The sequence below is a fragment of the Streptomyces sp. NPDC059092 genome (assembly GCF_042756365.1).
Classification (GTDB): domain Bacteria; phylum Actinomycetota; class Actinomycetes; order Streptomycetales; family Streptomycetaceae; genus Streptomyces.
In genome coordinates this window covers 185,400-208,927 of sequence record NZ_JBHZEJ010000004.1, presented here as the reverse complement: position 1 = coordinate 208,927, position 23,528 = coordinate 185,400, and the positions used below count along the sequence as shown (strand labels likewise).

The window sequence follows — 23,528 nt, the reverse complement described above, 5'->3', positions numbered from 1 at the left end:
TGTCGTCGGCCGTTGACACGGCGTGCTGCGGCTTCTAGCGTCATTCTGCTGAACCTACTAAGCGGTTGCTCAGCATCAGGGCCGCAGGATCCTAGGGCGAGGAGATCAGGGATGTCCACCACCGAGCAGCGCGTAGCGGTCGTGACCGGGGCGGCGCGTGGCATTGGCGCCGCCACCGCGGTACGGCTGGCCGCGGAGGGCCGCGCCGTGGCCGTACTCGACCTCGACGAGGCGGCCTGCAAGGACACCGTGGAGAAGATCACCGCCGCGGGCGGCACCGCCCTCGCCGTCGGCTGTGACGTCTCGGACGGCGCACAGGTGGAGGCGGCCGTCGCGCGGGTCGCCGCCGAACTGGGCGCGCCGACCGTTCTCGTCAACAACGCGGGCGTGCTCCGGGACAACCTCCTCTTCAAGATGAGCGAGTCCGACTGGGACACCGTGATGAACGTCCACCTCAAGGGCGCCTTCCTGATGGCGAAGGCCTGCCAGAAGCACATGGTGGACGCCGGGTTCGGCCGTATCGTCAGCCTCTCCTCCAGCTCCGCGCTGGGCAACCGCGGCCAGGCCAACTACGCCGCCGTCAAGGCGGGCCTCCAGGGGTTCACGAAGACCCTCGCCAAGGAGCTGGGCAAGTTCGGCATCACCGCCAACGCGGTGGCCCCCGGTTTCATCGTCACCGAGATGACCGCCCAGACCGCCGCCCGGGTCGGCATGGGCTTCGAGGAGTTCCAGGCCGCCGCCGCCACCCAGATCCCCGTGCAGCGGGTCGGGCGGCCGGAGGACGTCGCGAACGCGATCGCCTTCTTCGCGGGCGACGCGGCCGGGTTCGTCTCGGGGCAGGTCATGTATGTGGCCGGCGGACCGCTCAACTGACAGGGGGCGGCCGACATGACGGAGCAACCGGAGCGTAAGGAGCGGGGCGCGCGGGCCCCGGAGAGCGGGAGAGCCGCGCTGGTCACCGGCGCGAGCCGGGGTATCGGGTACGGAGTGGCCGAGGCGCTCGTCGCGCGCGGCGACCGGGTGTGCATCACCGGCCGGAACGAGGACGCGCTCAAGGCGGCCGTGGAGCGGCTCGGCGCCGACCGGGTGATCGGCGTGGCGGGCAAGGCGCACGACGAGGCGCACCAGGCCGTCGCCGTCGAGCGCGCCATGGAGACGTTCGGACGGGTCGACTTCCTGGTCAACAACGCGGGTACGAACCCGGTCTTCGGCCCGATGGCCGAGCTGGACCTCAACGTGGCCCGCAAGGTGTTCGAGACCAACGTCATCTCCGCCCTCGGCTTCGCACAGCACACCTGGCGTGCCTGGCAGAAGGAGAACGGCGGCGCGATCGTGAACATCGCGTCCGTCGCCGGGATCTCCGCGTCCCCCTTCATCGGCGCGTACGGGATGAGCAAGGCGGCCATGGTCAATCTGACCCTCCAGCTCGCGCACGAGTTCGCGCCGGGTGTCCGGGTCAACGCCATCGCGCCCGCCGTGGTCAAGACCAAATTCGCCGAGGCGCTGTACGAGGGCCGGGAGGCCGAGGCCGCCGCCGCGTACCCGCTGGGCCGGCTCGGGGTGCCCGAGGACATCGGCGGCACCGCCGCGTTCCTCACCTCCGACCAGTCGGACTGGATCACCGGGCAGACGCTCGTGGTCGACGGAGGGATCTTCCTCAACACCGGGGTCGGCTGACCGCCGGGCCAGGGACCCCGCGGACGGTGGCGCGTACGCGGGGGCCGAGCCGTCGAACGGGCTGGCAGGAGCCGTTGTCAGTGGCCACCGGTAGGTTCAGGGGCACAAGTGATTGCTTACCGGAGGTTGTTGACGTGACCGACACCGACATGCTGCCCGCGTCCTGGCGTGGTGTTCTCGGCGAGGAGCTGGAGAAGCCCTATTTCAAGGAGCTGACCGACTTCGTCGAGGAGGAGCGGGCGAAGGGGCCGGTGTACCCGCCGCGCGAAGAGGTCTTCGCCGCGCTCGACGCCACGCCGTACGACCAGGTGAAGGTCCTCATCCTGGGCCAGGACCCGTACCACGGCGCGGGGCAGGGGCACGGGCTGTGCTTCTCGGTCCGCCCCGGGGTGAGGACGCCCCCCTCCCTGCGCAACATCTACAAGGAGATGAAGGAGGAACTGGGCCATCCGGTGCCGGACAACGGCTATCTGATGCCCTGGGCGCGGCAGGGGGTCCTGCTGCTCAACGCGGTGCTGACGGTCCGCGAGGGAGAGGCCAACTCCCACAAGGGCAAGGGCTGGGAGAAGGTGACGGACGCGGTGATCCGCGCCGTGGCCGAGCGGCCCGATCCGGCGGTCTTCGTGCTGTGGGGCGCCTACGCGCAGAAGAAGCTCCCCCTGATCGACGAGGAGCGCCATGTGGTGGTGAAGGGCGCGCACCCCTCGCCGCTGTCGGCGAAGAAGTTCTTCGGCTCGCGTCCTTTCACCCGGATCAACGAGGCGGTCGCCGCGCAGGGGCACGCGCCCATCGACTGGCGCATCCCGGACCTCGGCTGAGGGCGGATGCCCGTCATGGCGGTTAGCGTGAGGTTCGTCGGAGTGACGGGACGAGCATGCGGAGGCGGCAGTGGCGGAGCGGCGGCAGACGTCGGCGGACGCGGTCCCGACCAGGATCGGGCAGGCGGTCATGCTGCTCCACGGCGGCGACCGCGAGGAGGCACGCAACCGCTTCGGTGAGCTGTGGGCGGAGATCGGTGAGGCGGGGGACGCGTTCCACCGCTGCACGCTGGCGCATTACCTGGCCGACACCCAGGACGACCCGGGGGACGAACTGGCGTGGGATCTGCGGGCGCTGACCGCCGTGGAGGGGCCGGACGGGGGTACGGGGGAGCATTCGCCCGCCGTGCGCGCCTTCTTCCCGTCCCTCCATCTCAACCTCGCGGCCGACTACCTCAAGCTCCAGCGGCCGGAGGCGGCGCGGCTCCATCTCGACCGGGCGCGGGACGCGGCGGACGCGCTCGGGGCCGCCGGGTACGGGAACGGGATCAGGACGGGCATCGACCGCCTGGAGCGGCGGCTGGGGGAGCCCTGAGCCCGCGGGCGCGGGGTCAATCTCCGTGCGTCCCCCGGCAGATGCGGGCCTGGGGGCTGTCGGCCGGCCAGCGCCCGTACCCCTCGCCGAAGGCGCAGACCTCGGTGAGAGTCGGTACGGACGGCAGTGTCGCGGGCAGCCGGGGCACCGACCGTTCGTGAGCCGCCTCGCGGGGCTGTTCCCGGAGCCCGGGTGACGACGGGGCCGGGGAGCGTTCCGCGCTCGCCGGCCGGCCGCCGGCCCCGTGGCCGGGTGCCGGGCGCCGTGCCCCGGGGGAGGCGTCCGGCACCACGCCGCGGGTCGGGGCGATCCGCTCCAGGGCCTCCTCGACCGGAGCCTGGACGACGTGTGGCTCCGCGCCGCCGGGCCCGGTGGAAGGGGCCGCCGCCGGGGGCGCGGGCCGGATCTCCTGCGCGGGCCGCGGCCCCACGGCCACACATCCGGAGGCGGCCGTGACCGCCACGCCCACGAGGACCATCACCACGTTTCTCGTTCGCTGCACGCGCGTAACTCTGCTGGGCGCGGGGCGCCGTTGGCGAGCGGAAGCGCGCGCCTTGGCCCGTACGGGTGAGGCCGATCGGGGGTACGGCCGCCTCCTGTTGACGGCTCGACGCGACTGGCCGCGCGGCGCGTGTCTCGCGGCACGCGCACCGGGTCAGTCGCCCGTCGTGCCGTCCAGGCGCTCGCGCAGGAGGTCCGCGTGGCCGTTGTGCCGGGCGTACTCCTCGATCATGTGCGTGTAGATCCAGCGGAGGTTGAAGGGCTCGCCGGTCCTCCGGTTGCGCTCGCCCGTGCCGAGATGGTCGAGCGGGAGCGGCGCGGCCACCTTCCGCGCATGGGCGATCTGGGCCTGCCAGGTGGCGTACGCCTCGTCCCAGGTGTCGTCGTCGCCCGGGTGGAGGTCCCCGTCGGGGTCGGCGTCGGTGTAGTAGAGCGGCGGGACCTTCTCGGCGGTCAGCCGGTTGCGGAACCAGGAACACTCGACCTCGGCCATGTGCCGGACGAGACCGAGCAGGCTCAGATCCGACGGCGGTACGGCCCTTTCCCTGAGCTGTTTCCCGTCCAGTCCGGCACATTTCAGGGCGAGGGTCTGCCGATGGAATTCGAGCCAGCCCTCCAGCATCTCGCGTTCGCCCGCGACGGTGGAGGGCAGAGCGCGGGCGGGAGTGGCCGGTGCGGCGGGCGGGGAGGCGTTCTCAGTGGTTGTCATGGCGGTCATCCTCACGTACGGCCGTCCACCGCTGCCAGGGGTTATCCGGCGGGCCCCGTGCCGTCGCCCGCAGATGGCACGGCATCGCCCAGCATGCCGCGCAGCAGTTCGGCGAAGCCTCGGCGCAGTTCGTCCAGGGAGGGTACGGCGCTGTGGTAGGAGCCGGCCGCGCAGGCGAACATCAGCCCCTCGCACCACGCGACCAGCGAGAGCGCGTGCCGTTCGGGTTCGGCGGAGCCCGCCGCCGTCATCATCGCGACCAGCGGTTCCCGGAACTGCCCGCCCGTCACGTCGTAGAAGGCCCGCAGCTCCGGACGGCGGGTGGCCTCCAGCGCCAGTTCGTAGCGGGCGATGAGCAGATCGGGGTGGCGGGTCAGGTACCGGTGCAGGGCCAGGGCCAGCGCGTCGACAGGGCCGGCCCCGCCGCCCATGGCCGCGGGCATCCCGTCCGGGGTGAGCACCCGCATCTCGCGCTCCGCGTGGCGTCGTACCGCCGCCTCCAGCAACGCCTGCCGGGTGCGCGCGTGGTTGGAGGTGGAGCCCTGCGGGAGCCCGGCCCGCTCGTCCACCGCGCGGTGGGTGAGTCCGCGCATCCCGCGCTCGACGAGCAGGGCGAGGGCGGCGTCGGCGATCAGCTCCGCGCGAGCCGTACCGCCCGTGCCTGAAGTGCTTGACGCGCCTGAAGTGCTTGAGGCACCTGAGGCACCTGAGGCACCTGAGGCACCTGAGGCGCTGGTGGCGCTGGTGGGGCGTGTCGTGCGTGGGGGCATGGCACCAATCTATCCCCATCACTACGCCTGTAGTACGCTGATGACGCCAACCACTACACCTGTAGTTCGCGCCGATGCTGGTGCGGCGAGTGGAGGAGACGCCATGAACCTGCCCAGGGCCGTCGTCATCGGCGGCGGAATCGGCGGACTGACCGCGGCCATCGCCCTGCGTCAGCGGGGCTGGGCGGTCACCGTCCTGGAACGGGCCCCCGCGCTCACCCCGGTCGGTGCGGCCATCGGCCTCATGCCCAACGCGCAGCGCGCGCTCGATGTCCTCGGCCTCGGCGGCCGGGTCAGGGAGCTCTCCGCCTGGCAGGGCGCAGGCGGACTCCGTACCCCCGGCGGCCGGTGGCTGAACCGGATGGACGGGCAGGCGGCGGCCGACCGGTTCGGCGGCCCCCTCGTCCTGCTCCACCGCGCCACGCTGCTCGGGATACTGCGCGACGCGCTCCCGGACGGCGCTGTCAGAACCGGGGCCGCCGCCACGCTCGCCGACCCCGGCGGCGAACGGAGGTCCGCTGTCGTGAACACTACGGAGGGCGTACTGGAGGCCGAACTCGTCGTCGCCGCCGACGGGATCCACTCCGCCGCACGCCGGGCGCTCTTCCCCGGTCACCCGGGTCCCGCGTACGCCGGGTACACCACCTGGCGCGTGGTCGTCCCGCCGCCCGGACGGCCGTTCGCGCCGCACGAGACCTGGGGCCGGGGCCGCCTCTGGGGCACCCAGCCGCTCAAGGACGGCAGGGTCTACGCGTACGCCATGGCCGTGGTGCCCGCCGGCGCCCACGCCCCCGACGACGAACGGGCGGAACTGCGCCGGCTCTTCGGTGACTGGCACGACCCCGTGCCGCGCGTCATCGAGGCCGCCACGGCGCGGGACGTCCTGCGCCACGACGTCCACGAGATGCGCGTGCCGCTGCCCGCGTACCATCGCGGCCGGGTCGCGCTGATCGGGGACGCCGCCCACGCCATGCAACCCACCCTGGCGCAGGGCGGCAACCAGGCGATCGAAGACGCCGTCGTCCTCGCCCACCACGCCGGACCGGGCGCCGGGACCGGCCACGGCCTCGCCGCGTACACCGCGGAACGGCTGCCCCGGACGACGGCGATCGTCCGCCAGGCCCGCCGCACGGGCAGGCTGTCCGCCGCCGACGGGGCCGTCACCGTGGCCCTGCGCGACAACCTCCTCGCCGGGGTCTCCCGGCTCGTCCCCGGGCTCGTGCTGCGGAACTTCGACGGCATCGCCGACTGGCGGCCTCCACGGCACACGTATGCTTCCGGGGCACCGCGCGGGCAGCGGGAATGACGCCCCGCATCAGGTCGTCAGGCCGCGCGGAACACCGAACCGCACCGCGGAACACGGAACCGCACCGTGGAGCACCGCACTCCACCCACGCCAGGGAGACCCACGTGAAGGTCGGCTGCATCGGGCTCGGCGACATCGCGCACAAGGCGTATCTGCCGGTGCTCACCACCCTGCCCGGGGTCGAGCCGCACCTCCAGACCCGCACCCCCGCCACCCTCACGCACACCGCCGAGACCTTCCGCATCCCCGCCGGGCAGCGCCACACGGATCTGGACGCGCTGCTCGCCCAGGGCCTCGACGCGGCGTTCGTGCACGCCCCGACCGCCGCGCACGCCGGGATCGTCCGGCGGCTGCTGGCGGCGGGCGTGCCCACGTACGTCGACAAGCCGCTGGCGTACGAACTGGCCGACGCGCGGAGCCTGGTGGAGCTGGCCGAGGAGCGCGGCGTCAGCCTCGCCGTCGGTTTCAACCGCCGCTTCGCGCCCGGCTACGCCCAGTGCCTGGAGCACCCGCGCGACCTGATCCTGCTCCAGAAGAACCGGGTCGGGCTCCCGGAGGACCCGCGCACCTTCGTCCTGGACGACTTCATCCATGTCGTCGACACCCTGCGCTTCCTGCTGCCGGGACCCGTCGAACACACCGACGTACGGGCCAGGATCAAGGACGGACTGCTGCACCACGTCGTCCTGCAGCTCTCCGGTGACGGCTTCACCGCGATCGGCGTGATGAACCGGCTGAACGGCTCCACCGAGGAGATCCTCGAAGTGTCAGGACAGGACACCAAGCGCGCCGTCCACGATCTCGCCACGGTCGTCGACCACAAGGGGCAGCCGAGCGTACGGCGGCGCGGCGACTGGGTGCCCGTCGCCCGCCAGCGCGGCATCGAGCAGTGCGTGCTGAGCTTCCTGGACGCCGTACGGGCGGGCACGCGCCTCAGCGCGCAGGACGCCCTGCGGACGCACGAGCTGTGCGAGCGGGTGGTACGCGAGGCGCTCGACCAGGCGGCCTGAGCGACCGTACGCCCTCCACCGCGAGCGCGAGCGCCAGCACGGCGAGCGCCGCGTACACCGCCCAGTCGCCCAGCCTGACGTACGGGGTCCTGCCCGTCGCCAGCGGTACGTCGAAGACGGCGGCGGTGGAGCGGTCCGTACCGACGGGGCCCCCGGCCCGCCGCCCGTCAGGGCCGAAGACCGCGCTGACGCCGGTGAGCGTGGCGTGGACCATCGGACGGCCGCTCTCCGCCGCCCGCAGCGCCGCCAGCGACGCGTGCTGCTCCGGCGCCCAGCTCCCCTGGAACGACGAGGTCGACGACTGCGCGACCAGTACCTGGGCGCCCGATTTCACCAGCCGCCGGCTCAGATCGGGGAACGCCGACTCGAAGCAGATCAGCGGCCCGAACCGCAGCCCGCCGTCCGGCCCCTGCGCCGGCATCACCACCTGACGGGTGCCGCGCACCCGGTCCTCGCCCGCCGCCTTGCCCACCGAGGTCGCCCAGCCGAGGGCGGCGCGCGCCGGTACGTACTCGCCGAAGGGGACCAGGCGCATCTTGTCGTACGGAGCGCCGGCCGGCCCGCCGGGGCCCACGAGGACGCTCCGCTTGAAGATGCCCGTACGGCCCGAGGCGTCCGTGCTGCGCGCGTCCACGTTGACCAGGATCTCCGCCCCGACCGTACGCGAGAGCGCGGCGAGCCGTCCCGCGAGATCGGGCCGCCTCTCCAGGTCCGCCCCGACGCTGCTCTCGCCCCACACGACCAGATCGAGGTCCTGCCCGGCCAGCGGGCGGGTCAGGGCCTCGCCGCGCGCGAAGCGCCGCTCGACGGAGTCCGCACCGCCTATGACACCCGGCTGGACGACCGCGATCCGGGTGTGGCCCGCCGGCTGCGGCCGCGGCGCCCACGCCGCCACCGAGCCGACGGTGAGCCCGCACACCACCAGGGCGACGGCGGCGGCCGTCCGGGCCGCGGCCACCGCGATCAGCAGCGTCAGCGCCGTGTTCACCGCGACCACCAGCAGACTCACCAGCCACACCCCGCCCACCGAGGCGAGCCGCAGGGCGGGGGAGACCTCCCACTGACTGGCGCCGAGCAGCCCCCAGGGCCCGCCCAGCCCCTCCCAGGACCTGGTCAGCTCGATCACCAGCCACCCCGAGGGCACCACGACGAGCGCGCCCGCCGCGCTCCCGGCGGACGGAGCGGCGCCACCCAGCACCGTCCGCACCAGCCACCCCCAGGGTGCCCAGAGCAGACCGAGCAGGCCCGCCAGCAGCACGATGAAGACATGCAGGCTGGGCATCAGCCAGTGGTGCACGGCGACCATGAACCCGAGACCGCCCAACCAGCCGTCGAGCGCGGCCCGGCGGGAGGTGGGGGCGCTCCGTATCAGCAGCATCCAGGGCACCAGCGAGACATACGCGAGCCACCACAGCGACGGCGCGGGAAACGCGAGCGCGGAGAGCGCGCCCGCCGCCACCGCCGCGGCGCCTCGCCACCACGGCGACGCCAGGTCGGGTCCGTACCGCGACCGCTCCCGCCGGCCGACCGTGGTCCCTGTCACCGCGCCTCCTCGCCGAGTCCGTCCGTGGAGTCCTGCCCCGCCGGAGGGCGGCGAAGCGGGCTCAGGGGGCCGCGGGATCCGCGCCGCGCCGCCACTTCTCGTGGACCGTGACCGTACGCAGCCGCCACCGCGCGTCGTCGCGGAGCAGCCCGAACGTGAGGGTGCCGCCGCGCAGCAGGTCCGCGCCGGAGTCATGGCGCAGCGGGGTCAGATAGTCGGCGCGCACCTCGGCGCGGTCGCCGGTGTAGCCGCCGAGGTCCTGGAGCCGCAGCCGGCGGTTGACGATCAGGTGCTGGCGTACGGGGTACGGCCGCAGCGTGCCGGCCAGCCAGTCGGCGATCTCGGCGGCCGGTCCTTCGATGCCGCCCGCCGCGGTGTAGTCGGCGCGGCCGTCCGGCGCGAACAGTGCCCGGTACCCCGGCCAGTCCGCCTCGTCCACGGCGACCGCGTAGCCGGTGATCACCTCATCGATGGCGAGCCGGTCCATCACGGTCGCGAGGTCCACACGCTGTGTCATCGGTTCAGTCTCCGGCAGGGAACGCCCCAGGCCAAGAGGCGCGCACGCCGGTGGCAAAAGGAACAGCCCCCGGATGGTCCAGGGGCTGTGCGGTGCGCGGGCGGACGGTCGCCGGCCGGTGGAGTCAAGCGGCCTGGTCGACCTCGTCGTGCAGGGCCGCGGCCCACTCCAGCAGGAGGACTTCGTACGCCTCCGAGGGCCACGTTCCGTCGGCCGCGTCGACGAGGGCGCGGATCCGCTCATTGGCCGCGACGGCACCGGAGGCCGGGACGGCGGGTGCGGAAGAAGAGGACATGCGCCAAGCGTAGGCGCAGTGGAGGGGCGCCTGGTGCCGATCCGGGAGCGTCCTTGCTCACACTCGTGGTAGGCAACCCCTTACACATCGGGAGGTATTTTTATGTGCATTTGATGTATTTGTGGGTATGAGAGAGATGACTCGTGACCTCTGTGAGGAGGTTCGGATGAAGACCGAAGCGGATTTCTACGCGAGCGACAGGCCGCCCCACCCGAAGCTGCCGGAGGACCGGCCGCGCGGCGGGGGGCCGAAAGCGCCGCTGGTGCACACCGGCACCTGGAGCATCATCGCCATCGTGGCCATCGTCGTACTGGTGATCGCTGTCGGGATCGTGCTGTTCCCCTGATCCGCCGATCCTTCGAGCAGTTGATCCTTCGATCACCTGGAGCCCCTGCGGAGCCCTGAGCCCGTACGCGGTCAGCCGGCCGACTGGCCCGCGTGCGGGCTCAGTGTGTCCGTGCCGACCAGGACGAAGAGGGCGATGCCCAGCAGGATCCGGTAGATCACGAACGGCATGAAGCTCTTGGTGGTGATGAACTTCATGAACCAGGCGATAACCACATACCCCACAGCGAAAGCGACGAAAGTGGCGAAGATCGTCGGGCCCCAGGAGACGTGACCCTCGCCCGCGTCCTTCAGCTCGTACGCCCCCGAGGCCAGCACGGCCGGGATGGCGAGCAGGAAGGAGTAGCGCGCGGCCGCCTCGCGGGTGTAGCCCATCAGCAGACCGCCACTGATGGTGGCGCCCGAGCGGGAGACGCCCGGCACCAGGGCCATGGCCTGGCAGAAGCCGAAGATCAGACCGTCCTTGACGCTCAGGTCCTTGAGGGACTTGCGCTCCTTGATCGCGCGGTGCTTGCCGCCCGTCTCGTCGCGGGCCGCCAGCCGGTCGGCGATGCCGAGGACGATGCCCATCACGATCAGCGTGACCGCGATCAGCCGCAGATCCCGGAACGGGCCGTTGATCTGGTCCTTCAGCGTGACCCCGAGGACCCCGATCGGGATCGATCCGATGATGACCAGCCACCCCATCTGCGCGTCATGGTCGGCGCGCAGCTCCTTGTCGGTCAGCGAGCGGAACCACGCCGAGAGGATGCGGGCGATGTCCTGCCGGAAGTAGATCAGCACGGCCGCCTCCGTACCGATCTGGGTGATCGCGGTGAACGCCGCGCCCGGGTCGTGCCAGCCCGCGAACACTGCGGTCAGCCGCAGATGCGCGCTGGACGAGATGGGCAGGAACTCGGTCAGTCCCTGGACGAGCCCCAGGATGAAAGATTCGAACCAAGACATGGGAGTACGACGCCATCCAAAAGATGATCAGGTACCGGCCGGCGCGAGCGGCGGCGCGGTGAGCGGCAGGGAACGGGCGGGGGTCGCGGGGCGGATGAGAGCTGACGGGCCGGACGCGGAGTCGCTCATACGGAGGAAGGGAGGGGCCCGTCCCTGCCGGCTCCTCCTCCGGCGGCGCGCCGAAAAGGTGGATTCATGGCATGTCAAATGACCCCGTTCCGGCGCAAACCATGGCGATCTCATCGTCCCGGGCGTGGGCAGCGTAGCGCCTGCGGGTGAACGGACAGCGGCAGGGAACTGACGCCGCGGGGTCCGCCGCACGGCGCGCGCCGCCCCACGCGCCGCCTCCGATACCGCTCCTCGCCCCGGGAAACCCCCACACCGGTGAAAACAGGGGGAGGGCAAGCTCACAGTCGCGCGCTCTGCTGCGCGGTGAGAGCGCTGTCCTACGATCACGCCATGACGGTCCTCAATGACGACGGGCTCTCCCTGGCAGCCGAGTTCCCCGACGCGACCCGCGAGCAGTGGCAGAACCTGGTGTCAGGTGTGCTGCGCAAGTCGGGCCGCGACGCCGAGGGGGCGGCGGCCGAGGAGGCCCTTTCCACCCCGCTCCAGGACGGGCTGTTCACCCGTCCGCTCTACACGGCGCAGGACGCCCCCGCCGGCGCCCGGGACGGAGCGGCCGGCGGCTTCCCGGGCTTCGCGCCGTTCACCCGCGGCGGCAGACCGCTGGGCGGGGCCGTCGCCGGCTGGGACGTACGCCAACGGCACGCGCGCCCCGACCCCGCCCTGACCAACGAGGCGGTCCTCTCCGACCTGGAGAACGGGGTCACCTCCCTGTGGCTCGCGGTCGGCGCGGACGGTGTGCCCGTGCCCGAGCTGGCCGCCGCGCTCGACGGCGTCTATCTCGATCTGGCGCCCGTCGCCCTCGACGCGGGCGATGAATTCGGCCCCGCCGCCCTTGAGTTGCTGAGGATCTACGACGAGCGCGGAGTGCCGCGCGAGGCGGCCCGCGGCACCCTCGGCGCCGACCCGGTCGGCCGGTTCGCCCGTACCGGACAGGAAGTGACGGGCCGTACGGCCGAGGCCGCCGCACTCGCCGCGCGCTGCGACCGCGACCACCCCGGAGTGCGCGCCATCGCCGTGGACGCCCTGCCCTACCACGAGGCCGGCGCCTCCGACGCGCAGGAACTGGGCTGTTCGCTCGCCACCGGCGTCGGCTGGCTGCGCGACCTCACCGCGAGCGGGCTCTCCGTGGACGCCGCCTGCCGCCAGCTCGAATTCCGGTACGCGGCCACCGCCGACCAGTTCCTGACCATCGCCAAACTCCGCGCCGCCCGGCGACTGTGGGCCCGCGTCGCGGAGGTCAGCGGCGCGGGCCCCGCCGCCGCGGCGCAGCGTCAGCACGCCGTCACCTCGACGGTGATGATGACCCGCCGCGACCCCTGGGTGAACATGCTGCGCACCACGGTCGCCGCCCTCGCGGCCGGGGTGGGCGGCGCCGACGCCGTGACCGTGCTGCCCTTCGACCACGCACTCGGACTCCCCGACGCCTTCGCCCGCAGGATCGCCCGCAACACCTCGACGATCCTCGTGGAGGAGTCCCACCTCGGCCGCGTCATCGACCCGGCGGGCGGCTCCTGGTACGTCGAGCGGCTGACCGACGAACTCGCCCACGCCGCCTGGGCCTGGTTCCAGGAGATCGAACGCGCCGGCGGGCAGCGCGCCGCCCTGCGCTCCGGGCTCGTCGGCGAACGGCTCGCCGCCACCTGGGCCGAGCGCTCCGCGAAGCTGGCCACGCGGCGCGAACCCATCACCGGCGTCAGCGAGTTCCCGCAGCTCTCCGAGGCTCCCGTGGAGCGCGAAGCGCCGCCCGCGCCGCCCACCGGCGGGCTGCCCGTCGTCCACCGCGACGAGGCGTACGAGGAACTGCGCGCCCGCTCCGACGCACACCTCGCCGCCACCGGCGCCCGGCCCCGCGTCTTCCTCGCCGCGCTCGGCCCCGCCGCCGCGCACACCGCGCGCGCGACCTTCGCCACCAGCCTCTTCCAGGCCGGCGGCATCGAACCCGTCCACGAGCCGGTGACGGTCGACGCGGCGACCGTCGCCGACGCCTTCACCCGCAGCGGGGCGGGCGTCGCCTGCATCTGCTCCAGCGACGCGCTCTACGCCGAGGGCGCCGCACCCGTCGCAGAAGCGCTCAGGTCGGCAGGGGCGCGAAGGGTGTTCCTCGCCGGCCGCCCCGGCGAACAGCGTGAGACCTATGTACGGGCCGGGGTCGACGACTTCGTCGTCGCGGGCGGCGACGCGATCGCCGTCCTCACCTCGGTCCTCGACCGGATGGGAGTGGCGTGATGGGGATCCCCGACTTCACCGAGATCGAGCTGGGCCCCGGTGACAGCGCCGGGGTCACCGCCGACCAGTGGCGCGGCGCCGTCAAGGAACAGACCGGGAAGGGCGACGACGACCTGCGCTGGGACACCCCGGAGGGCATCGCCGTCAAACCGCTCTACACCGCCGACGACCTGACCGGGCTCGACTTCCTCGGCACGTACCCCGGGATCGCGCCGTACCTGCGCGGCCCGTACCCGACGATGTACGTCAACCAGCCCTGGACCATCCGGCAGTACGCCGGATTCTCCACCGCCGAGGAGTCCAACGCCTTCTACCGGCGCAACCTCGCCGCCGGACAGAAGGGCCTCTCGGTCGCCTTCGACCTGCCCACCCACCGCGGCTACGACAGCGACCACCCCCGGGTCACCGGCGACGTCGGCATGGCCGGGGTCGCCATCGACTCGATCTACGACATGCGCCGGCTCTTCGAGGGCATCCCGCTCGACCGGATGAGCGTGTCGATGACGATGAACGGCGCCGTCCTGCCCGTACTCGCCCTCTACATCGTCGCCGCCGAGGAACAGGGCGTACCCCCCGAGAAGCTGGCCGGGACCATCCAGAACGACATCCTCAAGGAGTTCATGGTCCGCAACACCTACATCTATCCGCCGAAACCCTCGATGCGGATCATCTCCGACATCTTCGCGTACACCTCGCGGAAGATGCCGCGCTACAACTCCATCTCCATCTCCGGCTACCACATCCAGGAGGCCGGCGCGACGGCCGACCTGGAGCTGGCCTACACCCTCGCCGACGGTGTCGAGTACCTGCGCGCCGGACTCGGCGCCGGGCTCGACGTGGACGCGTTCGCGCCCCGGCTCTCCTTCTTCTGGGCCATCGGCATGAACTTCTTCATGGAGATCGCCAAGTTGCGGGCGGCCCGGCTGCTCTGGGCCAAGCTGGTCAGGAAGTTCGACCCGCAGAACGCCAAGTCGCTCTCCCTGCGCACCCATTCACAGACCTCCGGCTGGTCCCTCACCGCACAGGACGTCTTCAACAACGTCAGCCGCACCTGCGTCGAGGCGATGGCAGCCACCCAGGGCCACACCCAGTCGCTGCACACCAACGCGCTGGACGAGGCGCTGGCCCTGCCCACCGACTTCTCCGCCCGGATCGCCCGCAACACCCAGCTCCTCATCCAGCAGGAGTCCGGCACCTGCCGGGTCACCGACCCGTGGGGCGGCAGCGCGTACGTGGAGAAGCTCACCTACGACCTCGCGCGCCGCGCCTGGCAGCACATCGAGGAGGTCGAGGCGGCCGGCGGCATGGCGCAGGCCATCGACGCGGGCATCCCCAAGCTCCGCGTGGAGGAGGCCGCCGCCCGCACCCAGGCGCGGATCGACTCCGGGCGCCAGCCCGTCATCGGCGTCAACAAGTACCGCGTCGAGACCGACGAGAAGATCGACGTCCTCAAGGTCGACAACTCCTCCGTACGCGCCCAGCAGATCGAGAAGCTGCGCCGGCTGCGCGCCGAACGCTCCGAGCCCGCCTGCCAGGACGCGCTGCGCGCCCTCACCGCCGCGGCCGAGGCGGGACCGGGCCCCGGGCTCGACGGCAACCTGCTCGCCCTCGCGGTGGTCGCCGCCCGCGCCAAGGCGACCGTCGGCGAGATCTCCGACGCCCTGGAGAAGGTGTACGGGCGCCACTCGGGCCAGATCCGTACCATCGCCGGTGTGTACCGCAACGAGGCAGGCAGCTCCCCGGCCGTCGAACGCACCCGCGTGGCGGTCGAGGACTTCGAGCGGGCCGAGGGGCGCCGCCCCCGCATCCTGGTGGCCAAGATGGGCCAGGACGGCCACGACCGCGGCCAGAAGGTGATCGCTACCGCCTTCGCCGACCTGGGCTTCGACGTCGACGTCGGCCCGCTGTTCCAGACGCCGGGCGAGGTGGCCCGGCAGGCGGTCGAGGCCGACGCGCACATCGTCGGCGTCTCCTCGCTGGCCGCCGGGCACCTCACCCTCGTACCGGCGCTGCGCGAGGAGCTGGCCGCCGAGGGCCGGGAGGACATCATGATCGTCGTCGGCGGGGTGATCCCGCCCCAGGACATCGAGGAGCTGCGCCGGGCGGGCGCCGCCGCGGTGTTCCCGCCGGGCACGGTGATCCCGGACGCGGCGCACGACCTGCTGGTCTCGCTGGCGGCGTCGCTCGGCCACGGGAGCCCGGGGGCGGAGCCCGCCACCGGGGCCGTGTCCGAGCCCGCCACCGTGTCCGAGCCCGCCACCGTGTCCGAGCCCGCCACCGGCCACGAGCGGTGAGCGCGTGGCGCCCCGGATCGACATCGACACGTACGCCAAGGGCGTCCTGAACGGCTCCCGTTCGCACATCGCCCGCGCCATCACCCTGGTGGAGTCCACCAGGGCCGACCACCGCGCGCTCGCCCAGCGGCTGCTGACCGAGCTGCTGCCGCACGCGGGACGGGCCCGCCGCATCGGCATCAGCGGCGTGCCCGGCGTCGGGAAGTCGACCTTCATCGACGCGCTCGGCACCCTGCTCACCGGCCTCGGCCACCGGGTCGCCGTACTCGCCGTCGACCCGTCCTCCAGCCGGACCGGCGGCTCCATCCTGGGCGACAAGACCCGGATGGAGCGGCTGGCCGTGGACCCGGCCGCGTTCGTCCGCCCCTCGCCCACGGCGGGCACCCTCGGCGGGGTCGCCAAGGCCACCCGCGAGACGATCATCGTGATGGAGGCGGCCGGGTACGACGTCGTGCTCGTCGAGACCGTGGGCGTGGGGCAGTCGGAGACCGCAGTCGCCAACATGGTCGACTCGTTCCTGCTGCTCACCCTCGCGCGCACCGGCGACCAGCTCCAGGGCATCAAGAAGGGCGTCCTGGAACTGGCCGACGTCATCACCGTCAACAAGGCCGACGGCCCGCACGAACGCGACGCCCGCTCCGCCGCCCGGGAACTCGCGGGCGCGCTGCGGCTGATGCACCCGGTGGACGCGGCCTGGACGCCCCCGGTGCTCAGTTGCAGCGCCCGCGAGGGGACCGGGCTCGAAACGGTGTGGGAACGGCTCGAACAGCACCGCCAGGTCCTCGACGCCGACGGCCGTCTCGCGCGCAAGCGCAGCGACCAACAGGTCGACTGGGCATGGGCGATGGTCCGTGACCACCTCCTGGACCGGCTGCGCGAGCATCCGGGGGTACGGGAGGTGGCGCCCGCGCTGGAGCGGGAGGTACGGGAGGGCACGCTCACCGCGACGCTCGCCGCCGAACGGATCATCGCGGCGCTGGCCCTGCCGTGACCGGGGCCGCCGGTCCCCGGGGCCGCCGGTCCCCGGGGCCGGCCACCGGGGCCGGCCACCGGGGGACGCGTGGGCCGTACCCCATACTGGGCGGTATGGTCCACGACGACGAACCCGTGCTGCTCGGCCGGGCGGGCTCCACGGCCCACATCACGCTGAACCGCCCGCGCGCCCTCAACGCCCTGACCCACCCCATGGTGGCGACGATCTCCGCCGCCCTGGACCGGTGGGAGCCCGACCCGGGCGTCACGGCCGTGATCCTCTCCGGCGCCGGGGAGCGCGGGCTCTGCGCCGGCGGCGACATCCGCGCCATCCACGAGGACGCCCGTACCGGCGGGGAAGCCTCGCCCGCCTTCTGGCGCGACGAGTACCGGCTCAACTCCCGTATCGCCCGCTTCCCCAAGCCCTTCGTCGCGCTGATGGACGGCATCGTGATGGGCGGCGGCGTCGGCCTCTCCGGCCACGCGGGGGTACGGATCGTCACCGAGCGGTCCGCCGTCGCCATGCCCGAGACCGCCATCGGTCTCGTCCCCGACGTCGGCGGCACCTATCTGCTCGCCCGCGCGCCCGGTGAACTCGGCACCCACCTCGCCCTCACCGGGAACACGGTGGGCGCGGCGGACGCGCTGCTGTGCGGGCTCGCCGACCACTTCGTACCCTCCGAGCGGCTGACCGCGCTCCGTGCGGCGCTGGCGGCTCCCGGGGTGCGGGACGCGGCGGACGTACGGGAGACGGTCCTGCGGTACACGTCCACGCCCCCCGGGGGCCGGCTCGCCGCGGACCGCGCGTGGATCGACGCCTGTTACGCGGCCGGCTCGGTGACGGAGATCGTCGACCGGCTGCTGGACAGCGGGCTGACCGCGGCGAAGGAGGCCGCGCAGACGCTGCTCTCCCGCTCACCGACGGCGCTGAAGGCGACGCTCGCCGCGATGCGCAGGGACGGGCCGCCCAGCACGCTGGAGGAGGTCCTCGACCGGGCGTACCGCGCCTCGTGCGCGGCTCTCACCCACCCCGATCTGGTCGAGGGGATCCGCGCCCGGGTCATCGACAAGGACCGCGCTCCGCGGTGGTCCCCCGGCGAGCCGGCGCAGGTCACGGAGGCGGACGTGGCACGGTTCGTGGCCCCGCCGCCCGGCGGCGACCTCGGACTCGCGCAGGGAACGGCGCACCTCGCGCCCTGAGACGCGGGCACAGGGCTACGGGGCTACGGGCGGCTCCGGCCGTCGCTCCGCGAGACGGTGCCGCTCCCGCCAGGCGAGGACGGCCGCGCCCACGGCCGTGACCACGATGAACCCCGTCGCCACCAGGAACGCCGGTGACGTCGGGGAGGTCGCCCGGCTGCCCGCGATCACGTACGCCGCGGTGTTCGGGACCGACCCCACCGCCGTCGCCAGCAGGAACGGCGCCGCCCGCATCCGGGAGACCGCCGCGCAGTAGTTCGCCGCGGCGAACGGCACCCCGGGAAAGAGCCGGATCGCCAGCATCGACCGGAAGCCGTGGCCGCTGAGCTGCCCGTCCGCCGCCTTCAGCCAGCGGCCCCGCAACAGGGGCCGCAGCGCCTGCTGTCCCAGACAGCGGCCGAGCGCGAACGACGCCCCGGCCGCCAGTACCGTCCCCCCGAGCGCCGCCGCCAGCCCGAACACCGAGCCGAAGAGCGCGCCCGCGGCGAGATTGAGCAGCGGGCGCGGGACGAACGCGGTGGCGCACAGCCCGTACGCCACCGCGTACAGCGCCACGGCCGGGCCCCCGCCGAGCTGGGCCGGCCAGCCGTCCGCGAGCAGTCGCTGCGGCTCGTACAGCACCACCACGGTGGCCGCCGCGCCCAGCACGACGATCAGCACGGCGAAACGGAACCAGGGCGAGAGCCGTGCTCCGGAGCGGTGGTCAGCGACAACAGGGCCTTGGTCCGGGGAAGACCGGGGGACGGTGTCGAGCATCCGGGGAGACTAGCCGACCCGAGGGAGGAGCGACGTAAAGTGTGGCGCACGTCGTACCGGGCCCCCACACCACGAGGCCGCGCCGGCCGCCGGGCCCCGCCAACTTCCCCGCGGTGGAAAACCATTCGACGCGGCCCCCGGCATGGGACAGGATCAGCCCCATGTTCCGGTACGCCTTCCTCGCAGCGCCGTCCGCAGTCGCGGACGCGCCGAAGGCTGCCGCACACCTGACGGCGGTGCCGCTCGCAGCAGCGGCGACCGTCACGGCGCCCCTCGGCGGCGCCCGAAGCTGACCCTTCCCGGAACGTCCGGCGGACCCCACAGGGGGAGGGTCGGCAAGGCCCAGGGGTCCCGCTCACGCTTCGAGTTCAGGCAGGAACCATGCCCAAGACGGCATACGTGCGCACCAAGCCGCACGTCAACATCGGCACCATGGGCCACGTCGACCACGGCAAGACCACCCTGACCGCCGCCATCACCAAGGTCCTCAGCGACCGGGGGACCGGCACCTTCGTGCCCTTCGACCGGATCGACCGGGCGCCGGAGGAGGCGGCCCGGGGGATCACCATCAACATCGCGCACGTCGAGTACGAGACCGACACCCGGCACTACGCGCATGTCGACATGCCCGGCCACGCCGACTACATCAAGAACATGGTCACGGGGGCGGCCCAGCTCGACGGGGCGATCCTCGTCGTGTCCGCGCTCGACGGGATCATGCCGCAGACCGCCGAGCACGTCCTGCTCGCCCGCCAGGTCGGCGTCAACCACATCGTCGTCGCCCTCACCAAGGCGGACCTGGGGGACGACGAACTGACCGACCTGGTCGAGCTGGAGGTCCGCGAACTGCTCACCGACAACGGCTACGGCGGCGACGCGCTGCCCGTCGTACGGGTCTCGGCGCTCGGCGCGCTGGCGGGTGAGGAGCGGTGGACCGCCGCCGTGGAGGCGCTGCTCGACGCGGTCGACACGTACGTGCCGATGCCGGTCAGGTACACGGACGCGCCGTTCCTGCTCCCGGTGGAGAACGTCCTCACCATCACCGGGCGCGGCACCGTCGTCACCGGCGCCGTCGAGCGCGGCACGGTGCGGGTCGGGGACCGGGTGGACGTGCTGGGCGGCGACACGGGACCGCAGGCCACCACCGTCACGGGCCTGGAGACCTTCGGCAAGCCGATGGAGTCCGCCGAGGCCGGCGACAACGTCGCGCTGCTGCTGCGCGGGATGGCGCGCGACGCGGTCCGCCGGGGCCATGTCGTGGCGGCGCCGGACAGCGTCGTACCGAGCCGGCGTTTCACCGCGCGGGTGTACGTCCTGTCCACCAAGGAGGGCGGCAGGACCACACCGGTGAGCAGCGGCTACCGGCCGCAGTTCTACATCCGCACGGCGGACGTCGTCGGCGACATCGACCTGGGCGGGACGGGCGTGGCGCGCCCCGGGGACACGGTCACCGTGACCGTGGAGCTGGGCCGCGACATCCCGCTGGAGCCGGGACTCGGCTTCGCGATCCGCGAGGGCGGCCGTACGGTCGGCGCGGGCACGGTCACCTCGCTGCTGTGACGATGCCGCCCCCGGGACCCGGGAGACCGGACCCCGGGGGCGGCGCACAATGGAACGGTGAACGAGCCGATCCCCGTCATCCGCGAAGTCGACCGCGGCACCGCCAAGCTCCTGCCCGACGTGGACCGGGAGCGGGCCTGGCTGCTGACGGTCGACGGCGCGCCCCAGTCGTACGTGGACCTGGACGATCCGGCGCACCTGGAGTTCGAGTACGTACGGCGCCTCGCCCATGTCGTCGACTGCGCGGCGGGCGACGGCGCTCCGCTCACGGTGCTCCACCTCGGCGGCGGCGCCTTCACCCTGCCCCGCTACGTCGCCACGACCCGGCCCGGCTCCGCGCAGTCCGTGGTGGAGGCCGACGCGGCGCTGCTGGCGCTGGTCGAGCGGGAACTGCCGATACCGGCCGGCGCGGGGATCACCGCCCACACCGCGGACGCCCGCCGCTTCCTGGAAACGGCGCCCGACCGCTCCGTGGACATCCTGATCGCCGATGTCTTCGGCGGTTCGCGGATCCCCGCGCACCTCACCTCCGTCGAGTACGCGCGGGAGGCCGCCCGGGTCCTGCGTACCGACGGGATCTACGCCGCCAATCTCGCGGACGGTGCCCCGTTCGCCTTTCTCCGCTCACAACTGGCCAATTTCGCCACGGTCTTCGAGGAGCTGGCGCTGATCGCGGAACCACCCGTCCTGCGCGGGCGCCGCTTCGGAAACGCCGTACTGGTCGCCTCGCGCCGCCCGCTCGACACGGCGTCCCTGGCCCGTCGTACCGCCTCCGACGCCTTCCCCGCCCGCGTCGAACACGGCGCGTCGCTACGGCGGTTCACCGGGAACGCGGCACCGGTACGGGACAGCGGAGCGGTTCCCTCGCCCCGGCCTCCGGACGGGGCGTTCTCCGTCGACTGACGTGACGGCGGCGGCTACTGTCCTCGCCATGACCGAACCCACCTATCTGCGCGACACCCGCGACGGCTACGACAAGATCTCCGCCGACTACGCCGAGAAATTCCCCACCATGCTGGTGGACGGCCCCCTGGGGCGCGCCATGCTCACCGCCTTCGCCGAGCTGGTGGGGGGCGCCGGCGGCGGCCCCGTCGTCGAGGTGGGGAGCGGTCCTGGCCGGGTGACCGCGTTCCTGCACTCCCTCGGCGTGCGCGTCTCCGGTGTCGATCTGTCCCCGGCGATGGTGGCGCTGGCCCGGCGGAACCACCCGGAGCTGGGCTTCGTCGAGGGAACGATGACCGCGCTGGACCTCCCGGACGGCTCCCTGGCGGGCCTTCTCGCCTGGTACTCCGTCATCCACGTCCCGCCGGAGCTGCATCCCGGGGTGTTCGAGGAGTTCCACCGTGTGGTGGCCCCCGGCGGCCACCTCCTGGTCGCCTTCCAGGTCGGCGACGTACCGCTGAGCTTCACCGAGGCGTGGGGCCACACCGTGTCCCTCGACTTCCACCGGCTCTCGCCCGACCGGGTCACCGAAGCGCTGGAGAAGGCCGGATTCGCCATGGACGCCCGTCTGGTGCGCGAGCCCAGCGGCGACGAGAAGGTCCCGCAGGCGTACCTCCTGGCCCACCGGCGTCCGTAGCGGGCCGGGCCGGTGCCCGGCCCGGCCGCGGCACCTCGGACGCCGCTGATCCCCGCGACGTTCGAGGTGATCGGCGGCGTTCGAGGCGGCGGGTTCCGGGACGGTCGCGGTGACCGGTCAGGACTCCGAGGGTGTCCCCGTGAGCCGGACCGTACCCATGATCTTCTTCATCGTCGCCCCGGACACCTCGTCCGGCACGCCCGTGCTGGAGTACAGCACCCACGTCGAGTAGTCGCCCTTGGCGGTGGTGAAGGTGAAGGCGATCGCCTTGCCGTCGGTGTCGCACTTGTTCTTCTTTTCGAGGCCCGCGGACTCGGCCGTCGTGAAGTGCCCCTTGAGCCCCGCCGTGGTGGTGAACGCCTCGGGCTCGCCGACCGTGATCTTCTTCTTCAGCACGGCCATCGGCTCGGGCTGGCCGTAAGCGGCCCACACCCAGCTGCCCGCCTCGTTCGACGAGGCCGTCGCCGTGTCCGTGGCGCCCTCGCCACCCTTCGTACCGGTACCGGCGAGGCTGGTGTACTCCAGTTTGCCGTCCTTGTCGGCGTCCTGCGAGCACCACTGGGACTTGAGGAAGGCCGGGGCGGTGAAGGAGAGCGCGGGCGATCCGTCACCCTTCTCGATGTCCTCGAAACCGGATATGACGCCCGTCTTCGAGACCTCCCAGTCGGCGGGAACGTCGAACTGCGTCCCGTACTTGGGGTTGGTCACGACCTTCCAGCCCTCGATCTGCGGCTCGGCCGCCGCGCCGTTGCGCGGATTCTCCTGGGAGGCGTCCGTGCTCGGCTCGTCGGAGCCGGAGGCCGACGCGGACGCCTTCGAGCCGTCCGCCCGGTCGCTCGGACCGTCGTCCTTGCCCAGGACGAAGAACGCGGTGCCCGCGGCGGTGAGCACGACCACCGCGGCCGCGACCACCGCCACGACCGTCGTCCTCCTCCTGTCGTCGCCCGGGGGACCTGATCCTTCCGGCGGTCCCGGTACGGAGTACTGCGACGGCACCGTCGGCTGCTGGTACGGGTTGGGCTGCTGGTAACCGGGCTGCTGCCCGCTCTCCGGCTGCTGCGGATAGCCGTAACCGGGCTGCTGCTGGTACTCCGGCTGCGGATACCCCGGCTGCTGGTATCCCGGCTGCTGGTACGGGTTCGGCTGCTGGTACCCCGGCTGCTGGTACGGATGGTGATTCTGGTCCTGCGGGTTCTGCTCGCCCCCGGGCGGCTGCTGTCCTGGCCACATGGCCAGTAACGATAGAGGGGCCCCATGGGCCTGTGACGTGCGCCCCGTCAGGGGATGGTGAAGCTCGCTACCCATGGGTAACATAATTGCCCATGAGCGCTGATCAGATGTCCGTCGGCGAGATGCTCGCCGCGACCGTTCCCATGGCCAGGACCCTCGGCCTCGCCTACCAGGAGATCACCACGGAGCGGGCCGTCGTCCGCCTCCCCGACCAGCCCGACTACCACAACCACGTCGGTGGACCGCACGCCGGAGCGATGTTCACCCTTGCCGAGTCCGCCAGCGGCGCGATCGTGATCGCCGCCTTCGGACACCTCCTCGACCGGGTCGTCCCTCTCGCCGTCAGGGCGGAGATCAGCTACAAGAAGCTCGCGATGGGCCCCGTCACGGCCACCGCGGTCCTCGGCCGCCCGGCCGTCGACGTCATCGAGGAGCTGGACGCCGGAGGCCGCCCCGAATTCCCCGTCGCCGTCACCCTCACCCGTGAGGACGGCGCGGTCACCGGAGAGATGACCGTGGTCTGGATCCTCCGCCCGCACTCCTGACCCCGCCGCGGTGCTCCTGAGCCCGCCCGCGTGCCTGGGGCCCGTCCACACCCCGGAGCCGCCCGG

24 protein-coding genes are annotated in these 23,528 nt (G+C 72.7%); 15 read left to right on the top strand and 9 right to left on the bottom strand.

Annotated features, from left to right (window positions below):
- Window positions 1-111 precede the first annotated feature (111 nt).
- From fabG to ACFXPL_RS04550, 4 genes are all read left to right on the top strand, one after another.
- On the top strand, window positions 112-873 hold the full coding sequence (gene fabG / locus ACFXPL_RS04565) for a 3-oxoacyl-ACP reductase FabG (protein ID WP_329823190.1): 762 nt from the start codon (window positions 112-114) through the stop codon (window positions 871-873).
- Window positions 874-888: 15 nt separating this feature from the next.
- The gene (locus ACFXPL_RS04560; protein ID WP_384912358.1) at window positions 889-1,677 is read left to right on the top strand and encodes an SDR family oxidoreductase; all 789 of its coding nucleotides are present in this window, start codon (window positions 889-891) and stop codon (window positions 1,675-1,677) included.
- Between the two features lie 134 nt (window positions 1,678-1,811).
- Window positions 1,812-2,495, top strand: coding sequence for a uracil-DNA glycosylase (locus ACFXPL_RS04555; protein WP_384912355.1), 684 nt, complete (start codon window positions 1,812-1,814; stop codon window positions 2,493-2,495).
- A gap of 70 nt (window positions 2,496-2,565) precedes the next feature.
- A complete protein-coding gene (locus ACFXPL_RS04550; RefSeq protein WP_384912352.1) occupies window positions 2,566-3,030 on the top strand; it encodes a hypothetical protein in 465 nt (154 codons plus the stop codon).
- A gap of 16 nt (window positions 3,031-3,046) precedes the next feature.
- Here ACFXPL_RS04550 and ACFXPL_RS04545 read toward each other — a convergent pair whose 3' ends face one another.
- The 3 genes from ACFXPL_RS04545 to ACFXPL_RS04535 all read right to left on the bottom strand — a co-directional run bounded on the left by ACFXPL_RS04545 (window position 3,047) and on the right by ACFXPL_RS04535 (window position 5,010).
- The gene (locus ACFXPL_RS04545) at window positions 3,047-3,532 is read right to left on the bottom strand and encodes a hypothetical protein (protein WP_384912349.1); all 486 of its coding nucleotides are present in this window, start codon (window positions 3,530-3,532) and stop codon (window positions 3,047-3,049) included.
- A gap of 153 nt (window positions 3,533-3,685) precedes the next feature.
- Window positions 3,686-4,249: a DinB family protein gene (locus ACFXPL_RS04540; RefSeq protein ID WP_384912346.1), complete on the bottom strand. Its 564-nt coding sequence runs from the start codon at window positions 4,247-4,249 to the stop codon at window positions 3,686-3,688.
- 32 nt (window positions 4,250-4,281) lie between these two features.
- On the bottom strand, window positions 4,282-5,010 hold the full coding sequence (locus ACFXPL_RS04535) for a TetR/AcrR family transcriptional regulator (RefSeq protein WP_384912343.1): 729 nt from the start codon (window positions 5,008-5,010) through the stop codon (window positions 4,282-4,284).
- A gap of 103 nt (window positions 5,011-5,113) precedes the next feature.
- Between ACFXPL_RS04535 and ACFXPL_RS04530 the strand changes: the two genes are divergently transcribed.
- Together ACFXPL_RS04530 and ACFXPL_RS04525 are read left to right on the top strand one after the other, a co-directional pair.
- Window positions 5,114-6,316, top strand: coding sequence for an FAD-dependent monooxygenase (locus ACFXPL_RS04530; RefSeq protein WP_384912340.1), 1,203 nt, complete (start codon window positions 5,114-5,116; stop codon window positions 6,314-6,316).
- A 104-nt stretch (window positions 6,317-6,420) separates the two neighbouring features.
- Complete coding sequence (locus tag ACFXPL_RS04525) at window positions 6,421-7,326, top strand: Gfo/Idh/MocA family protein (RefSeq protein ID WP_384912337.1); 906 nt, start codon at window positions 6,421-6,423, stop codon at window positions 7,324-7,326.
- On the opposite strand, the gene lnt is transcribed toward ACFXPL_RS04525, so the two are convergent.
- From lnt to ACFXPL_RS04510, 3 genes are all read right to left on the bottom strand, one after another.
- On the bottom strand, window positions 7,250-8,785 hold the full coding sequence (gene lnt / locus ACFXPL_RS04520; RefSeq protein WP_384912440.1) for an apolipoprotein N-acyltransferase: 1,536 nt from the start codon (window positions 8,783-8,785) through the stop codon (window positions 7,250-7,252). The two genes, ACFXPL_RS04525 and lnt, sit on opposite strands and share 77 nt — an antisense overlap.
- Before the next feature lie 145 nt (window positions 8,786-8,930).
- Complete coding sequence (locus ACFXPL_RS04515) at window positions 8,931-9,386, bottom strand: nuclear transport factor 2 family protein (protein WP_384912334.1); 456 nt, start codon at window positions 9,384-9,386, stop codon at window positions 8,931-8,933.
- A 124-nt stretch (window positions 9,387-9,510) separates the two neighbouring features.
- Window positions 9,511-9,681: a hypothetical protein gene (locus tag ACFXPL_RS04510; protein WP_384912331.1), complete on the bottom strand. Its 171-nt coding sequence runs from the start codon at window positions 9,679-9,681 to the stop codon at window positions 9,511-9,513.
- 166 nt (window positions 9,682-9,847) lie between these two features.
- Here ACFXPL_RS04510 and ACFXPL_RS04505 point away from each other — a divergent pair, with 166 nt between their 5' ends.
- Complete coding sequence (locus ACFXPL_RS04505; protein ID WP_384912328.1) at window positions 9,848-10,027, top strand: hypothetical protein; 180 nt, start codon at window positions 9,848-9,850, stop codon at window positions 10,025-10,027.
- A gap of 71 nt (window positions 10,028-10,098) precedes the next feature.
- Here ACFXPL_RS04505 and ACFXPL_RS04500 read toward each other — a convergent pair whose 3' ends face one another.
- Window positions 10,099-10,971 (bottom strand): undecaprenyl-diphosphate phosphatase, encoded by an 873-nt coding sequence (locus ACFXPL_RS04500; protein ID WP_384912325.1) that lies wholly within the window; start codon window positions 10,969-10,971, stop codon window positions 10,099-10,101.
- A 459-nt stretch (window positions 10,972-11,430) separates the two neighbouring features.
- Here ACFXPL_RS04500 and ACFXPL_RS04495 point away from each other — a divergent pair, with 459 nt between their 5' ends.
- From ACFXPL_RS04495 to ACFXPL_RS04480, 4 genes are all read left to right on the top strand, one after another.
- On the top strand, window positions 11,431-13,326 hold the full coding sequence (locus ACFXPL_RS04495) for a methylmalonyl-CoA mutase family protein (protein WP_384912322.1): 1,896 nt from the start codon (window positions 11,431-11,433) through the stop codon (window positions 13,324-13,326).
- Window positions 13,326-15,620, top strand: coding sequence for a methylmalonyl-CoA mutase (gene scpA / locus ACFXPL_RS04490; RefSeq protein ID WP_384912319.1), 2,295 nt, complete (start codon window positions 13,326-13,328; stop codon window positions 15,618-15,620). Before ACFXPL_RS04495 ends, scpA begins: the two co-directional genes overlap by 1 nt.
- 4 nt (window positions 15,621-15,624) lie before the next feature.
- The gene (gene meaB / locus ACFXPL_RS04485) at window positions 15,625-16,611 is read left to right on the top strand and encodes a methylmalonyl Co-A mutase-associated GTPase MeaB (RefSeq protein ID WP_384912316.1); all 987 of its coding nucleotides are present in this window, start codon (window positions 15,625-15,627) and stop codon (window positions 16,609-16,611) included.
- Window positions 16,612-16,706: 95 nt separating this feature from the next.
- A complete protein-coding gene (locus ACFXPL_RS04480) occupies window positions 16,707-17,792 on the top strand; it encodes an enoyl-CoA hydratase/isomerase family protein (protein ID WP_384912313.1) in 1,086 nt (361 codons plus the stop codon).
- A gap of 15 nt (window positions 17,793-17,807) precedes the next feature.
- On the opposite strand, the gene ACFXPL_RS04475 is transcribed toward ACFXPL_RS04480, so the two are convergent.
- On the bottom strand, window positions 17,808-18,548 hold the full coding sequence (locus tag ACFXPL_RS04475) for a TVP38/TMEM64 family protein (RefSeq protein ID WP_384912310.1): 741 nt from the start codon (window positions 18,546-18,548) through the stop codon (window positions 17,808-17,810).
- Between the two features lie 381 nt (window positions 18,549-18,929).
- Here ACFXPL_RS04475 and tuf point away from each other — a divergent pair, with 381 nt between their 5' ends.
- The 3 genes from tuf to ACFXPL_RS04460 are packed head-to-tail and all read left to right on the top strand — an operon-like array spanning window position 18,930 to window position 21,687.
- Window positions 18,930-20,108 carry an elongation factor Tu gene (gene tuf, locus ACFXPL_RS04470; protein WP_384912307.1) on the top strand — a complete coding sequence of 393 codons (1,179 nt, stop codon included), beginning with the start codon at window positions 18,930-18,932 and terminating at the stop codon, window positions 20,106-20,108.
- A 57-nt stretch (window positions 20,109-20,165) separates the two neighbouring features.
- Window positions 20,166-21,011 carry a spermidine synthase gene (locus tag ACFXPL_RS04465; protein WP_384912304.1) on the top strand — a complete coding sequence of 282 codons (846 nt, stop codon included), beginning with the start codon at window positions 20,166-20,168 and terminating at the stop codon, window positions 21,009-21,011.
- A 28-nt stretch (window positions 21,012-21,039) separates the two neighbouring features.
- Window positions 21,040-21,687, top strand: a complete 648-nt coding sequence (locus ACFXPL_RS04460) for a class I SAM-dependent methyltransferase (RefSeq protein WP_384912301.1) — start codon at window positions 21,040-21,042, stop codon at window positions 21,685-21,687.
- Window positions 21,688-21,804: 117 nt separating this feature from the next.
- Here ACFXPL_RS04460 and ACFXPL_RS04455 read toward each other — a convergent pair whose 3' ends face one another.
- Window positions 21,805-22,917, bottom strand: a complete 1,113-nt coding sequence (locus tag ACFXPL_RS04455; protein ID WP_384912298.1) for a hypothetical protein — start codon at window positions 22,915-22,917, stop codon at window positions 21,805-21,807.
- A 92-nt stretch (window positions 22,918-23,009) separates the two neighbouring features.
- On the opposite strand from ACFXPL_RS04455, the gene ACFXPL_RS04450 reads away from it, so the two are divergent.
- Window positions 23,010-23,462 (top strand): DUF4442 domain-containing protein, encoded by a 453-nt coding sequence (locus ACFXPL_RS04450; protein ID WP_384912295.1) that lies wholly within the window; start codon window positions 23,010-23,012, stop codon window positions 23,460-23,462.
- Window positions 23,463-23,528: the final 66 nt, after the last annotated feature.